The sequence below is a fragment of the Mesorhizobium sp. M1A.F.Ca.IN.020.04.1.1 genome, from assembly GCF_003997315.1.
Taxonomy (GTDB): Bacteria; Pseudomonadota; Alphaproteobacteria; order Rhizobiales; family Rhizobiaceae; genus Mesorhizobium.
The window spans coordinates 76,869-91,775 of sequence record NZ_RZSN01000003.1 but is presented as its reverse complement, the minus strand read 5'-3'; the positions used below and the strand labels follow the sequence as shown (position 1 = coordinate 91,775).

Genomic DNA, 14,907 nt, shown 5'->3' with positions numbered 1-14,907 from the left:
CCGCGGCAAAGGCCGAATCGCTTGCCGCAATCCTCAACGCGTCGAGATTGGCCGCGAGCCCGGACGCCGGCGGTTCGCCGAAACCGGGCATGCCGGCAGGGCTGCCGGTCGATCGCGCATAGACGAAAGCCGCGAGCGAGCCCATCGCCGCCACCGCGATCAGGCCGCCGATGCGCGAGACGGCATTGTTGATGCCGGATGCCGCGCCCGTGTCCTTGTCCTCGACGGAGGTCATGATCGCCGTCGACAGCGGCGACACGACGAGCGCCATGCCGAGCCCCATCACCGCCATCAGCGGAAAGGTCCCGGTCCAGAAATTGTGGATCCCGGCATGGGCGAGCAGGGCCATGCCGGCAAAGGCGATGGCGACGACCAAGCTGCCGGCGGCGATCGGCAGGCGCGGGCCGATCTTGTCGGACCACTGACCGACCGGCCCCGACAGCAGCGCGATCAATGCCGACAGCGGCAGGAAGATGAAGCCGACCTCGGCCGAACTCAGGCCCCAGCCCGCGATCAGAACCATGGGCAGGTAGAACAGGTTCGCCGACAGCGCGAAATAGAGGAAGAAGGTCGCGAGATTGGCGCCGGCGAAGGCCCCGATGCGAAACAGGCCGAGATCGATCATCGGCTCGCGCTGCCAGCGCTCGTAGAGAATGAAAATGAAAAGCAGGACGACGCCGGCGACGATCGCCGGCCCGGCCATTATCCCGCCGCCCTCGGCGTTCATCGCCGTCAGCCCATAGGCCAGCGCCCCGAAGGCGAGTGTGGCGAGCGCGGCGCCCCCGAGGTCGAGGCTGCGCTTTTCGGTCGGCTGGTCCGCCGGTATCTTGGCGAGCAGCAGATAGATCGAAACCAGTCCGAGCGGCAGGTTGACGGCAAAGATCGCGCGCCAGACGCCGTTGCCGAAAGTCGACAGCACGAACCCGCCGAGCACCGGCCCGAGCGCCGTCGTCAGCGCCGAGGCCGCGGCCCAGATGCCGATCGCCCGGCCACGCTCCTTTTTCGGATAGGCCTTGGCGATGATGGCGAGGCTGCCCGGCACCATGATGGCGGCGCCAATGCCCTGGATGGCGCGGAACGCGATCAGAATTGCCGGATTGGGCGCCAGCGCGCAGGCGAGCGATGCTGAGATGAAGAGCGCGATGCCGGTCACGAATGCGCGCCTGAGGCCGAATCGGTCGCCGGCGGCACCACCGGCCAGAATCAGCGCCGAAAGCGTCAGCGCATAGGCGTTGGAGATCCATTGCGCTTGCGCCAGGCTGGCGCCGAGATCGACGCGCAAGGCCGGCGTGGCGATCGCCAGGATCGAACCGTCGATGAAGCCGAGCGCCGAGGCCAGGATTGCCGCGACCAGCACGAACTTGCGCTGCGTCTGCGGGCAAAAGGTGCCGTTCGCGCGCGTCGCGGTCGAAAGCGAATCGGCTGTGGCTTCACTCGAGGAAGGCATGAAAACCTGCTTAGCTCTCCGGCGTATCGGTAACAACGAGCCAGAAGATTGCAGTTCTGAAACCAGTTTGGTCTGACGGCATGGCCAGGGAGGTAGCCATCGTAAATGCAAACGAGCCGTCGCGTGCTAGGTTCCGGCGGGTCATTCCAGAAGGGGGAGAGCCAGCCTATGCCTCATCACCCGCTGCTCAGCGCGGGTTCATCCTGGCGATGCAGCTGATCTATGCAACCGCCCTGCGCGGCTCATTGCTGCGCAAAATCATCGACTGAAGACCCGCCGACGAACTCGACGGTCACGCCCGGCGACACCAGCTTGGCGAGCTCTCGCGCATCCCAGTTGGTCAGGCGCACGCAGCCGTGGCTTTCGGTCTTGCCGATCTTGGAAGGATCGGGCGTGCCGTGGATGCCGTAGGTCGGCTTGTCCAGCGCGATCCAGACCGAACCGACCGGACCGTTCGGCCCCGGCGGGATGGTCAAGATCTTGTCGTTCTGGCCCTGCTTGAAATTGATGCTGGGATTATAGGTGTAATTGGGATCGAGCGCGATGCGCGACACGGTGTGGATGCCGGTGGGCGACGGCGTGTCGGCCGAACCGATGGTGGCCGGATAGGCCGCGACCAGCTTGCCGCCCGCATCATAAGCGAAAACTTCCTTCTTGTCCTTGTCGGCGACGATGCGGGCAACCGGCGTCGACACCAACTGGCCGAAATTGGCGACCTTGATGATGGTCCCGGGACGGTTGAAGTCGAGGCCTTTGTTGATCGACTTCAGATAGCCTTCGTCCATGTGGAAGCGCTCGGCGAGCGCCTCGGTGACCGAGGTGTAACCCATGCGGTCGAGCTTGGCCTTCTGGCTGTAATCTTCCGGGATCGAGGCGACATAGGGTCCGGCCACGTCCTCGGGCGTGATCGTGTAGGAGGCGAAGGCGTCGCCCCCCGACTGGGCGAGCGCCGCCTTAATGGCGGCCGAGTCGGTCGATTTCAGATTGCTGCCGGTGATCTGGTTGTAGGCGGCCAGGGCCTTGTCGACATTCGAGCCGAAGCGGCCGTCGATGACTCCCGGCGAGGCGCCGGCGCGGTCGAGCAGCACTTGGAGTTCGGCCACGTCCTGGCGCACGCCGAGCGAAAGCGACGGATCGACGGTCGCCTTGCCGCCCGTGTCCGGCGGCAGCGCGGCCTGGGTCTCCGGATTGACTTGCAGCACGTCCCCCTGCCCAGGGTGCGGTTCGATCGATGCTTCGTTCAGCGGCTCGCGCTTGATGGTGTCCGACCTTGGCGCCTCCGGATAGGTTGTGGCATACCCTTCGTCGCTCGGCGCCGGCGGATAGGCCTCGACGGAATTGCCGCTGTTGGAATCGTAGTCGTCGACCGGCGGCGGGATATACCGGCCGTTCTCGTCCAGCTGCCTGCGACGGAAGCGGGCCATGTCGTCGGGATCGTCGAGATAATAACGGTCGTCGTCCTCGACGGGCGCATGCCCGAGCTCCTGCATCCGCAGCTGACGGCGCAGCGCCCGGCGATCGAGCCTGGTCTGCGGCGGCTGGATGGCGATAACCTTTCCGGTATCGGCATCGACAAGCACCCGGTTGCCCCTGGCATCGTAGTAGATGTCGATATTGCCGTCCTGGGCGAGCAGGAGCGCGCCGTGCTGAGCGTGCCGAACCGTCTTCTGCGCGCCTTCCAGACTGGGCGCTGCGAGCGCGCCAGAAGCCGCCAGCCCGGCCGCGAGTGCCGAAAGGGAAAAGATCGTGCGCAGCATGTGGGTCAGGCTCTCCGGTCGGCTCGGTCTTGCTGGGCGAACCCTTCGCCAGCAAACCAGTTACCAAAACTAAGGTTCCAATATGAACCGGGCATGAAGATGGCGGATTTCCGGCGTTTCACCATGGTCCCCAACCGAATGTCAGTGCAGCCCCAATTCGCTGCGCGCCAGTTTCGTCAGCTTCAGCACGACCAGGCGGTGGCTTTCGCGCAGGTAGTCCTTCAGCGCGGCATCATCCACGCTTTGGCTTGTCTGGCGCTGGATCCATTTCATGCCGCGCGACGCGAGATAGGGCGCGGGCCGGCAGCCCGGCTGTTCCTTCAGCACGTCAAACGCCATGTCGGAGCATTTGAAGGTAACGAAGACCTCGCCCTCCCGGTCATGGCCGCCGATCGCGAACACCTTGCCGCCGACCTTCCAGACGTGAGCCCCGCCCCACTGCACGACGTGGGTCGTGGCGGGCAATGTGGCGCAGAAGCCGTTATAGTCCTCGAGCTTCATTGGAATCGGCCTCCGGGAACCGCAATCAAGCCCGGTTCTGCAGCAGGGCGCTGTGGAAAAGCAAGAGCGCGCCGCCCCTGCCGGATGCGACGCTCCTCGTATCCTTGTTTGCGCAATTCGGACGGAAAACCGCCAAGCGCTTTTCCTGGAATGGCTCCGGTCGCATGCCCCGGCTCGACTCAGGCGGCGGCTTCAGCCGCCACCACCGTCGGCTTCGAACGGAAGTTCAGGCGATCGGAACCGGCGGTGACCTTGACGGTCGAGCCGTCGAGGATTTCGCCGAGCAGGATCTTCTCCGCCAGCGGATCCTGCAGTTCCTTCTGCATCACCCGCTTCAGCGGCCTGGCGCCATAGGCCGGATCGTAGCCCTTGCCGGCCAGCCACTCGATCGCATCGTGATCGAGCGACAGCGTGATCTTGCGATCGACAAGCAGGTTCTCCAGCCGCTTGAGCTGAATCTCGACGATGCGGTCCATATCCTGGCGGCGCAGCCGGTGGAACAGGATCACCTCGTCGACGCGGTTGAGGAACTCCGGACGGAACGAGGCTCTCACCACGCCCATCACCTCGTCGCGCACGGCATCGACGTCCTGGTCGTCGCGGAGATTGACCAGATATTCGGCGCCGAGATTCGACGTCATGATGATCAGCGTGTTGCGGAAGTCGACCGTGCGGCCCTGACCGTCGGTCAACCGGCCGTCGTCGAGCACCTGGAGCAGCACGTTGAACACGTCCGGATGCGCCTTCTCGATCTCGTCGAACAGCACGACCTGGTAGGGCCGGCGCCGCACCGCTTCGGTGAGCGCGCCGCCCTCCTCATAGCCGACATAGCCGGGAGGCGCGCCGATCAGCCGGGCGACCGAGTGCTTCTCCATGAACTCCGACATGTCGATGCGCACCATGGCGCTCTCGTCGTCAAACAGGAAGGCGGCGAGCGCCTTGGTGAGCTCCGTCTTGCCGACGCCGGTCGGACCCAGGAACATGAACGAGCCGATCGGCCGGTTCGGATCCTGCAGACCCGCACGGGCGCGCCGCACGGCCTTGGAGACCGCCTGCACCGCCTCGCCCTGGCCGACGACGCGCTTGCCGATCTCGTCCTCCATACGCAACAGCTTCTCGCGCTGTCCCTCAAGCATCTTGTCGACCGGAATGCCGGTCCAGCGTGACACGACATGGGCGACGTGGTCAGGCGTGACCACCTCTTCCACCATGCCGGCCTTACCGTCCTGGGCTTCGGCTTCCTTGAGCTTCTTCTCCAGCTCCGGGATCTTGCCGTAGGCAAGCTCGCCGGCGCGCTGGAACTCGCCCTTGCGCTGGGCAATCGCCAGCTCGTTGCGCATCTCGTCGAGCTGCTTCTTCAGGTCGGCGGCAAGGCCGAGCTTGTGCTTTTCGGCCTGCCACTTGGCGGTCAGCTCGGTCGACTGCTCCTCGAGGTCGGCCAGATCCTTCTCCAGCTTGGTCAGCCGGTCCTTAGAGGCGTCATCCTTCTCGACCTTCAGCGCCTCGCGTTCGATCTTGAGCTGCATGATGCGGCGGTCGATCTCATCCAGCGCCTCGGGCTTGGAATCGACCTGCATCCTCAACCGCGATGCGGCTTCGTCCACCAGGTCGATCGCCTTGTCCGGCAGGAAACGGTCAGCGATGTAGCGGTTGGAAAGCGTCGCGGCCGAAACCAGCGCCGAATCGGAGATGCGCACCTTGTGGTGCTGCTCGTATTTCTCCTTCAAGCCGCGCAGGATCGAGACAGTGTCCTCGACCGTCGGCTCGTCGACGAAAACGGGCTGGAAGCGGCGGGCGAGCGCCGCGTCCTTCTCGACATGCTTGCGGTATTCGTCGAGCGTAGTCGCACCGACGCAGTGCAGCTCGCCGCGCGCCAGCGCAGGCTTCAAAAGGTTCGAGGCGTCCATCGCGCCATCGGCCTTGCCGGCACCGACCAGTGTGTGCATCTCGTCGATGAACAGAATGATGCCGCCTGCGGCGGAAGTGACTTCCGACAGCACGGCCTTCAGCCGCTCCTCGAACTCGCCGCGATACTTGGCGCCGGCAATCAGCGCGCCCATGTCGAGCGCCATCAGCCGCTTGTCCTTCAGCGATTCCGGCACGTCGCCATTGACGATGCGCAGCGCCAGGCCTTCGGCGATCGCCGTCTTGCCGACGCCGGGCTCGCCGATCAGCACGGGATTGTTCTTGGTGCGGCGCGACAGCACCTGGATGGTGCGGCGGATCTCGTCGTCGCGGCCGATGACCGGGTCGAGCTTGCCCGCCCGCGCATCCGCGGTCAGGTCGCGGGCGTATTTCTTCAGCGCGTCGTAGCCCTGCTCGGCACTGGCCGAATCGGCGGTGCGGCCCTTGCGGACATCGTTGATAACCTGGTTCAGCGCCTGCGCGGTGACACCGGCCTTGGCCAGGATGTCGGCGGTCTTCGCCGACTTCTCCATGGCGAGCGCCTGCAGCAGCCGCTCCACGGTAACGAAGCTGTCGCCGGCCTTCTTGGCCAGTTCCTCTGCGGTCGAAAACACCTTGGCAAGCGGCTGGGCGAGATAGAGCTGGCCGTTGCCGCCTTCGACCTTGGGCATAGCCTCCAACGCCGCCTCGACGCCGAGCTTCACGTCGCGAATGCTGCCGCCGGCGCGCTCGATCAGAGACGCGGCAAGGCCCTCGTCATCATCGACGAGCACCTTGAGCATATGTTCGGGAGTGAATTGCTGGTGGTTGCGCGAGAGCGCCATGGTCTGCGCGGACTGGATGAAACCGCGCACGCGCTCGGAATATTTCTCCGTATTCATGTATGTCTCCTTCCATCACCGGCCCGCTTTGCGGCACCGGATCAGATTGCGGTGACGGACCCGCTCATTCGAGCCGAGTCCTGTTCAGCCGAGATATGGTGTATCAGCTCAGGTCTCTCAAGACGCCCTGATCTCGGTCAGCGCAGAATATTCTAGGGCCTGGTCGCCCGAAGCGCGCAGCGGTTTTGGGCGAATATTAGGCATTAAAACAAGGGCTTAAATGCTGCGGCTGCGCGACGCGCGACATCGACGGCTTCATGATCGTCCACCGCTCGCGCCCAGGGTGACGAGAAGCTCGTCCAGTTGCCCGAACGTCTCGCCCATCGCCTCCGCCGCACCGGTGCCGGCAGCGTCGAGAGCCTCCTTCGAGGGATAGAGCTCGTGCAGGACCAGCAGCGTCTTGCCACCTTTTTCCTCGAAGGTCACCGTCGTGACGGGTCCACCCTCACCGCCTTCCTCATTGGTCCAGACGAGGCGCGACTGCGGTGTCACTTCGATGTACCTGCCGAAGAACTCGTCAAGGTTTGAGCCATCGTGGCCGAACGCCAAACGGTACCTGCCCCCGACACGGACATCCATCTCGCAGGAACGCAGCACCATTCCCATCGACTTCGGCGCCCACCACTGCTTGAACAGCTCAGGCTTGGTCCACGCCTCGAACACGATGCGCGCCGGAGCGTTGAAGGTTCGCGTGACGACGAGCTCGCGGTCCGACGTCCGTTCCACAGTCGTGCGGTTCTGCATCGGTGTGGCCTCACTCGCTTTGCTTGCGTCCATCGACCTTCTCCTTTCGTTTCAGTTCCTCGACCACCTTGTCCAACCCGTCGAAGCGTGCGTCCCAGAGCTGGCTGTACCTCTCGATCCATGCCGCCTCTTGCTCCAGCCCGCGCAGGCCGAGCTTGCAGGTCCGCACGCGCCCGACCTTTTCCGTGCTGACGAGCCCCGCTTGCTCCAAGACACCGACGTGCTTCTTCATGCCCGTAAGGGTCATGTGGAACTGCTCGGCCAGTTCCGTGATCGAAGCGTCCGCACGGCCGAGCTGCTCCAGCACGCCGCGTCGGGTCGCATCCGAGAGCGCGGCGAATGAAGCATCGAGGCGGGTCTTGATATACTGAACCATATGGTTCAGTATTAGCGCACAAATTACCGCCATGCAAGGAAACGAAAGCGCGTCGCGCTGAAACGGATTCAGGCGACGTGCTTTAGGCACGCACAACGAGAAACGGCGGAGAAACCTCTCCGCCGTTCGAATTGCCTGGAAATAGACCTGCGGTCAGCTATCTGCGTCGGCGACTGCCGGCTCGCCGGCACCGCCTGCCGGCTCACCGGCGCCGTTCTCGCTCGGCGCTGCATTTGCCTCTTTGGCGGCAGTCGCGCTGCCGCTGTCCGCGACGTTGCCGCCATCGGCGGCGCTGTCCGCCCGGCCGGCATTGCTTTCATCGCCATTGCCCTGCTCGGCGCTATGGCCCTGCTCGGCATTGCCGCGACCGCGACGTGGACGTCTCTGCCGACGCCCACCGCCATTGTCCGCGCCGGCTTCGTTGCGCTCGGCCTGGGCAGCAAGGCCCGCAGGCGAGAAGCTGTCGAACAGCGGAGCCTGCTCGGCCGCAACGCCGTCTTCGGCGGAGCCCTCCGGCTTGGCCTGCGCCTCATTGCGGCGGCTCTGATCGATCTGCTGGCCGCCATGTTCGCTGCGCTCTCGCTGACCATTGTCGCCGCGCTGACCATTCTGACCGTACTGGCCATAGCCGCCATTGCGGCGGTCGCGGTGCCTGTCACGACCATTATTGTCGCGCCGGTTGTTGTCGCGGCCGTTTTCCTGGTTGTAGGCGAGTTCCGCCGGCGTGCCTTCGATCACCGGCTGCGGCCCGGAACCGTTCGCGGCGGCCTGCGACTCGCCGGCATTTGCGTTGCCGACCGTGTCGAACTCGTCGCGATCCTCATCGACGTCGTCATCGAAGTCGTCGCGGTTCTGCTGGGCGTTCTGGATGGGCATCTGCGCCTGCGCGGCCGCGATGATGCGATTGTAGTGCTCGGCGTGCTGGAGATAGTTCTCCGCCATCACCCGGTCGCCGGAGCTTTGCGCGTCACGGGCGAGTGCGGCATATTTTTCGGCGATCTGCTGAGCCGATCCGCGGATCTTCACGTCCGGACCGTTGCTCTCATAGTTGCGCGTCAGGGGATTGGGCCCCTTGCGGTTGTTGTTGCCACCGCCGCCATTGTTGTTGCGACCGCGCATGCGCCTGTTCTGCTGTTGTGGCCTCATTCGACTCTCTTCATGTGGATTTTCTAAAACTCGTCGCGAACGGTGGCGCTCATGCAGCCGACCGTTTCGTTTTTTCACCGGCGTTCGCCCGCATCGATTGCGTTGGCGCCACGTGCCATCCTGTTCCGGTTACATCACTTGCCGGACGATTCCCGCACGAAGCATGGGCGTCGTTTGCGCAAGGAGGCAGCTATTTCCAAGGAAAACCGAATCGCTAAGAGCACTGCCTGCTTCGTCTCATCCGGTTAAGCCGGAACCTAGCTGCATTCCCTAATATTGCCAAGCGTTTTTTCGCACTGCATCAGGGCTTTCAACGCTCAAACACCAGAACCCTGTCGTTTCCGCCAAGATCGCGTCGCGCCTCCGACAGCCTGTAGCCGGCTGCCGCGAAGATCGCGGTCACCTCGCTTTGCTGCGTATGGCCAATCTCGACCGCTACCTTGCCCTGCGCTTCCAGAAATCCTTCCGCCTCTCCGGCGATGATCCTATAGGGGATCAGCCCGTCCACACCGCCATCGAGGGCCTGGCGTGGATCGAAATCGCGGACCTCGTCCTGCAGATTTCCAATGTCTCGACTGGGTATATAGGGTGGATTCGCGGCAATTAAATGGTATCGGCCCGAAACTTTTTCGAACCAGTTGGAATGCAAGGCCTTGAAGCGCCCGCCGAGCCCCAGATCCGCGGCGTTTCGCGTGGCGGTCGCCAGCGCGCCGGGCGAAATATCAACGCCGGTCGCGGTAGCCGCCGGAATCGCGCTGAGCAGCGCCAGCGCGATTGCGCCGGTTCCGGTGCCGAGATCGAGAAGACGGCACTGGCCAAGCCTTTCGGCCGTCGACTTGGCGAAGGGCAGGATCGCGTCGACCAGCGTCTCGGTATCGGGGCGCGGCTCCAGCGTGTCCGGCGACAGCGACAGCCGCAGCCCATAGAACTCGCGATAGCCGAGAATGCGATGCACCGGCTCACCTGCGACGCGACGCCTCAGGGCCGCCTCGATTGCCGCAAGAGCCGCAGAATCCACCGTTCGGCCCGGCTCCGCGATAGCCTGGGTGCGCGTGGTTTCGGAAAAATGCTCGACGATCAGCCTGGAATCGAGCGCCGGATCGGCAATGCCGGCGGCAGCGAGCCGCTCCCTCGCCGCGTGCAGCAGCGGTCGAAGTGCCGAGGGCAAAGGATCAGCCATCAATACCCATGTCGGCGAGCAGCTTCGACTGATGGTCGGCGATCAGCGCGTCGATCACCTCGTCGAGCTCGCCCATCATCACCCGGTCGAGCTTGTAAAGGGTGAGGTTGATGCGGTGGTCGGTGACGCGTCCCTGCGGGAAATTATAGGTGCGGATGCGCTCCGAGCGATCGCCCGAGCCGACCTGCGATTTTCGCGACGACGAGCGCTCCTCGTCCGCGCGGCTGCGTTCCAGGTCATAGAGCCGCGCCCGTAAAATCTGCATGGCCCGCGCCCGGTTCTGGTGCTGCGACTTTTCCGCCTGCACCACCATGATGCCCGTCGGCAGATGCGTGATGCGCACCGCCGAATCGGTGGTGTTGACGTGCTGCCCGCCGGAGCCGGACGCGCGCATCGTGTCGATGCGGATGTCCTCTGCTCGGATATCGATATCGACCTCCTCGGCCTCGGGCAGTACGGCGACCGTCGCCGCCGAGGTATGGATCCGCCCGCCGGCCTCGGTTTCCGGCACGCGCTGCACGCGATGCACGCCGGATTCGAATTTCAGCTGCGCGAACACGCCCTTGCCCGACACCGAGGCGATGATTTCCTTGTAGCCGCCGACTTCGCCTTCGCTCGCCGAAACGACCTCGAAACGCCAGCCGCGCGAGGCGGCGTAGCGCTCATACATGCGAAACAGATCGCCGGCGAACAGGGCCGCCTCGTCGCCGCCGGTGCCGGCGCGGATTTCGAGGATGGCGTTCCTGTCGTCGGCGGCATCCTTGGGGAGGAGCAGAATCTGGATATCCTTCTGCAGCACCTCGATGCGCTCCTTAACCTCCGGCAGGTCGGCCTCGGCCAGCGCCCGCATCTCGGCGTCGATGTTCTTGTCGGCGAGCATCGCTTCGAGGTCGGCCTGTTCCTGCTCGGCGGCGCGCAGCGCCCGGATCTTGCCCACCATCTCCTGGATATCGGCATATTCGGAAGCCATTTTGACGTAGGCATCGGCCGTCGGCCCTGCCGACATCTGCGCTTCGAGCATGTCGAAACGCTTGACGACTTGGTCCATGCGGTCGCGGGGCAAGTTGATCATGGGCTCGGGACTTCGATGGAATTCACGTCAGGACGAGTCGAAACTGGCGAATTTCGAGAACCGGAGCGGAATGTACATTTAGGTCCATGAGCACCGGAAGCGCAGAAAATCGACATTTGCAGACCGCCCTCACGTGAATCTAGAGCGGAATGGAGCGGTCGTCGGCAAAGGCTTGCAGCAGCGCCCGCATTGGCGTCCCTTGGACGGGGGCCATCAGATTGTCGTTGAAGAAGGCTTCCAGCTCCTGCAGCGGCAATTCGGTCAGCATCGCCTTGACCGGGCCGATCGAGGCCGGCGACATCGAGATCGAGCGGAAGCCGACGCCGATCAGCGCCATCGCCGAGATCGGCTTGCCCGCCAACTCGCCGCACAGCGTCACCGGCGTATGGTTGCGCGCGCCGGCGTCGGCGATCTGCTTCAGCACGCGCAGGAACGGCGCCGACAGCGTGTCGAAACGGTCGGCAAGCTGCGTGTTGCCGCGGTCCACCGCCATGACGAACTGGAAGAGGTCGTTGGAGCCGACCGAGACGAAGTCGACCGCCTTCATCAACTCGTCGAGCTGGAACAGCAGCGACGGCACCTCCAGCATCGCGCCGAGCTTGAGGCTCGTCGGCAAATGATGCGCAAAACGCGACAGGTGCCGGACTTCGCGGTCGATGATCTCGCGCGCCTGCGCGATTTCCGACAGTTCCGTCACCATTGGCAGCATCAGCTTCAGCTCACGCCCGCCACAAGCCTTGAGCAGCGCGCGGATCTGTGTCCTGAGGAGGCCGGGGCGGTCGAGAGTGAGGCGGATCGCCCGCCAGCCGAGTGCCGGGTTTTCCTCTTGCACCGCGCCCTTGAAATAGGGCAGCACCTTGTCGCCGCCGATGTCGATGGTACGGAAGGTGACCGGCTTGCCGCGAGCCGCCTCGAGTACATCGCGATAGAGCCGCTCCTGCGCCTCGGCGCGCGGAAAGGTCGAGGCCACCATGAACTGCAATTCGGTGCGGAACAGGCCGATGCCGGCCGCTCCCGATTCTGAAAGCTGCGGCAGGTCGACGGCAAGGCCGGCATTCATCAGGAGATCGACGGGGACGCCGTCCTTGGTCAGCGACGGCTTCTTGCGCAGTTCGCGATAGATTTCCTGCCGCCGAGCTCGGAAGCGGACCTTTTCGGCATAGGCGGCCTCGAGGTCGGACTGCGGCCGCAGGTGAATGGTGCCTTCCTCGCCGTCGACGATGATGGCATCGCCGTTTTCCGCCATGGAGACGGCGCCCTTGACCTGGCCTGCGACCGGAATGCCCATGGCGCGCGCGACGATGACGACATGGCTGGTGGCGGCGCCGTCCTCCAGCACCAGGCCGCGCAGCTTGTCCCTCGGATAGTCGAGCAGTTCGGCCGCACCCATCGAGCGGGCGACGATGATGGCATCCTTTGGCAGCGAGGCCGCGACATCCTCCGGACCGCGCCCCATCAGCTGGCGCAAGAGCCGGTTGGCGAGATCGTCGAAGTCGCTCATGCGCTCGCGCAGATAGGGGTCCGTCATGTGCAGCATGCGTGCGCGCATGTCGCTCTGCACCTTCTCGACGGCCGCTTCCGCAGTCAGGCCGTTGCGGATCGCCTCTTCCAGCCGGCGCACCCAGCCGCGGTCGTTGGCGAACATGCGATACGCCTCGAGCACCTCTCGATGCTCACCCTCGAAAGCGACGTCCCGGCGCTCGAGCATGTCGTCGATCGACAGCCTCAGCGAGCCGAGCGAGCGGTCGAGGCGACGCACCTCCTCCTCGCTGTCCTCGTTGAACAGATTGGTGACGACGATGCGCGGCTCGTGCAGCACGACATGGCCAAGCCCGACGCCTTCGTTGAAGGCAAGACCGGTGAAGCTTGCCGGACGGCGCAGGTCAAGTTCGAGCCCCGGCCGGGTGAGGCGGGCAAGATCGCCGGTGGCGACCATCTCGGCGATCACCATCGCCGTCGTTTCCAGCGCCTCGACCTCGTCGTCGCGATAGTGGCGCATGGTCTTGTTCTGCACCACCAGGACGCCCAGCGTGCGCCCTGCCCGCAGCACCGGCACGCCGAGGAAGGAATTGTAGATCTCTTCGCCCGTCTCCGGCAGGTAGGCGAAGGCCGGATGCTCCTGCGCGTTGGAGAGATTGAGCGGCCGCGCGCTGGCGGCGATGGTGCCGACAAGGCCTTGCCCGAGCCTCAACTGCGCCAAATGGACGGCGGTGGGGTTCAGACCTTCGGTGGCGTAGAGCTCCAGCACCGAATCGGCGCGCAGCACATAGAGCGAGCATACCTCGGCGACCATGTTGGAGGCGATGTCGCGCACGATACGGTCGAGCCGCTCCTGCGGCTCCAGCGGCTCCTGCATGAGCTCGCGGAGCCGTCTCAGCAGAACGCGCGGGCCACCGGCCATGTCACGCATCGCGGCTTCTTCTCCAATGGGCACGTTGCCCGCCGTAGCTTCCGCCACGGCCGGCGCTCACGCAATAACGGACTCAGTTCTTGCTATTGCTTATCGAGCCCGTAGACGGAATGCAAAGTACGAACTGCAAGTTCCGTATAGGGACCGTCGATCAGTATCGAGATTTTGATCTCGGAGGTGGTGATCGCCCGGATATTGATCGCTTTATCGGCCAGCGCCTTGAAGGCGGTGGCCGCGACGCCGGCATGGCTTCGCATGCCGATACCGATGACCGAGACCTTCGACATGCCGGCTTCCGACTGCACGACGTCGTAGCCAACATCGGCCTTCAGCCGCTCGAGCACTGCCAGCGCCTTGTCGATGTCGCCCGACGGTACCGTGAAGGTCATGTCGGTGAATTTGCCGTCCTCGGAAATGTTCTGGACGATCATATCGACATTGATGTTGGCCTCGGCCAGCGGGCCAAAGATGCCGGCGGCGACGCCTGGGCGGTCGCCGACGCGGCGCAGCGAGATCTGCGCTTCGTCCTTGGCATAGGCAATTCCGGTGACGACCTGCTGTTCCACGATCTCTTCCTCGTCGCAAATAAGCGTTCCGGGCGGATTGAGCAAATCCCCCATTCCGGGCGCGTCGGGATCGTCGAAGGACGACCGCACAAAGGTACGCACCCTGTGCACCATGGCAAGCTCCACCGACCGCACCTGCAGCACCTTGGCGCCGAGCGAGGCCATTTCGAGCATTTCCTCGAACGAAATCTTGGCCAACCGCCGGGCTTTCGGCTCGATGCGCGGATCAGTCGTGTAGACGCCGTCGACATCGGTGTAGATGTCGCAACGGTCGGCCTTGACCGCTGCCGCGATCGCCACGGCGCTGGTGTCGGAGCCGCCGCGGCCGAGGGTCGAGATGCGGTTGTCCGGGCCGATGCCCTGGAAACCGGCGATGACCGCCACCTGGCTCTCGCCGAAGCGCTTGATCAGGAACGCGCCGTCGATGTCGAGGATGCGCGCCGCGCCATGGGCGTTGTCGGTCTTGATCGGGATCTGCCAGCCCTGCCAGGAACGGGCATGGACACCCATGTTCTGCAGGGTTATCGCCAACAGGCCGGCCGTGACCTGCTCACCGGAGGCGACAACGGCGTCATATTCGCGCGCGTCGTGCATGGGCGAGGCCTCGCGCGTCCAGCCGACCAGCTCGTTGGTCTTGCCGGCCATGGCCGAAACCACCACGGCGACCTCATGGCCGGCATCGACCTCGCGTTTGACATGGCGCGCCACATTGCGGATGCGGGCGATGTCGGCGACCGAAGTTCCGCCGAATTTCATCACGATGCGCGCCATGGAAGCGAGATGCCTTTGACTAAAGCCGGCTTGGGGCCGGAAAACGGAAAATGCGCCCGGACCAGCCGAGCCGCGGAAATGCGCGGCCTCCTTAGCTAAAACAGCAAGGCTTCGCAAGCGAGGGCGCAGGAGAAGCGGCCTTGGCGCGATT

General features: G+C 64.5%; 11 protein-coding genes. All 11 read right to left on the bottom strand.

All coding sequences use genetic code 11. The features are described from left to right. Positions 1–1,447 (bottom strand): MFS transporter (locus EOA49_RS01990; RefSeq protein WP_127243016.1); only part of this gene is annotated, 1,447 nt, incomplete at its 3' end. 242 nt (positions 1,448–1,689) lie between these two features. Beyond that, positions 1,690–3,204 carry a L,D-transpeptidase family protein gene (locus EOA49_RS01985; RefSeq protein WP_127241059.1) on the bottom strand — a complete coding sequence of 505 codons (1,515 nt, stop codon included), beginning with the start codon at positions 3,202–3,204 and terminating at the stop codon, positions 1,690–1,692. A 141-nt stretch (positions 3,205–3,345) separates the two neighbouring features. Continuing rightward, a complete protein-coding gene (locus tag EOA49_RS01980; protein WP_066990072.1) occupies positions 3,346–3,705 on the bottom strand; it encodes an MmcQ/YjbR family DNA-binding protein in 360 nt (119 codons plus the stop codon). Positions 3,706–3,884: 179 nt separating this feature from the next. Next, positions 3,885–6,491 carry an ATP-dependent chaperone ClpB gene (clpB, locus tag EOA49_RS01975; RefSeq protein ID WP_067319047.1) on the bottom strand — a complete coding sequence of 869 codons (2,607 nt, stop codon included), beginning with the start codon at positions 6,489–6,491 and terminating at the stop codon, positions 3,885–3,887. A 255-nt stretch (positions 6,492–6,746) separates the two neighbouring features. After that, complete coding sequence (locus tag EOA49_RS01970; RefSeq protein WP_245307350.1) at positions 6,747–7,268, bottom strand: SRPBCC family protein; 522 nt, start codon at positions 7,266–7,268, stop codon at positions 6,747–6,749. Continuing rightward, on the bottom strand, positions 7,246–7,611 hold the full coding sequence (locus EOA49_RS01965; RefSeq protein ID WP_067319638.1) for a metalloregulator ArsR/SmtB family transcription factor: 366 nt from the start codon (positions 7,609–7,611) through the stop codon (positions 7,246–7,248). Before EOA49_RS01965 ends, EOA49_RS01970 begins: the two co-directional genes overlap by 23 nt. Positions 7,612–7,764: 153 nt before the next feature. Next, positions 7,765–8,730 carry a DUF4167 domain-containing protein gene (locus EOA49_RS01960; protein ID WP_245460485.1) on the bottom strand — a complete coding sequence of 322 codons (966 nt, stop codon included), beginning with the start codon at positions 8,728–8,730 and terminating at the stop codon, positions 7,765–7,767. A 337-nt stretch (positions 8,731–9,067) separates the two neighbouring features. Continuing rightward, on the bottom strand, positions 9,068–9,937 hold the full coding sequence (prmC, locus tag EOA49_RS01955) for a peptide chain release factor N(5)-glutamine methyltransferase (RefSeq protein WP_127241062.1): 870 nt from the start codon (positions 9,935–9,937) through the stop codon (positions 9,068–9,070). Then, positions 9,930–11,009, bottom strand: coding sequence for a peptide chain release factor 1 (gene prfA / locus EOA49_RS01950; protein WP_127216785.1), 1,080 nt, complete (start codon positions 11,007–11,009; stop codon positions 9,930–9,932). Before prfA ends, prmC begins: the two co-directional genes overlap by 8 nt. A gap of 139 nt (positions 11,010–11,148) precedes the next feature. Continuing rightward, positions 11,149–13,419 (bottom strand): phosphoenolpyruvate--protein phosphotransferase, encoded by a 2,271-nt coding sequence (gene ptsP, locus EOA49_RS01945; protein WP_066990090.1) that lies wholly within the window; start codon positions 13,417–13,419, stop codon positions 11,149–11,151. Between the two features lie 83 nt (positions 13,420–13,502). After that, positions 13,503–14,756, bottom strand: coding sequence for an aspartate kinase (locus tag EOA49_RS01940; RefSeq protein WP_066990093.1), 1,254 nt, complete (start codon positions 14,754–14,756; stop codon positions 13,503–13,505). Between the last annotated feature and the right edge of the window lie 151 nt (positions 14,757–14,907).

Bases quoted from the DNA above. Each gene is read 5' to 3' on its own strand.
- EOA49_RS01985 (WP_127241059.1), bottom strand. From the start codon at position 3,204: ATGCTGCGCACGATCTTTTCCCTTTCGGCACTCGCGGCCGGGCTGGCG.
- EOA49_RS01980 (WP_066990072.1), bottom strand. From the start codon at position 3,705: ATGAAGCTCGAGGACTATAACGGCTTCTGCGCCACATTGCCCGCCACG.
- clpB (WP_067319047.1), bottom strand. From the start codon at position 6,491: ATGAATACGGAGAAATATTCCGAGCGCGTGCGCGGTTTCATCCAGTCC.
- EOA49_RS01970 (WP_245307350.1), bottom strand. From the start codon at position 7,268: ATGGACGCAAGCAAAGCGAGTGAGGCCACACCGATGCAGAACCGCACG.
- EOA49_RS01965 (WP_067319638.1), bottom strand. From the start codon at position 7,611: ATGGTTCAGTATATCAAGACCCGCCTCGATGCTTCATTCGCCGCGCTC.
- EOA49_RS01960 (WP_245460485.1), bottom strand. From the start codon at position 8,730: ATGCGCGGTCGCAACAACAATGGCGGCGGTGGCAACAACAACCGCAAG.
- prmC (WP_127241062.1), bottom strand. From the start codon at position 9,937: ATGGCTGATCCTTTGCCCTCGGCACTTCGACCGCTGCTGCACGCGGCG.
- prfA (WP_127216785.1), bottom strand. From the start codon at position 11,009: ATGATCAACTTGCCCCGCGACCGCATGGACCAAGTCGTCAAGCGTTTC.
- ptsP (WP_066990090.1), bottom strand. From the start codon at position 13,419: ATGCGTGACATGGCCGGTGGCCCGCGCGTTCTGCTGAGACGGCTCCGC.
- EOA49_RS01940 (WP_066990093.1), bottom strand. From the start codon at position 14,756: ATGGCGCGCATCGTGATGAAATTCGGCGGAACTTCGGTCGCCGACATC.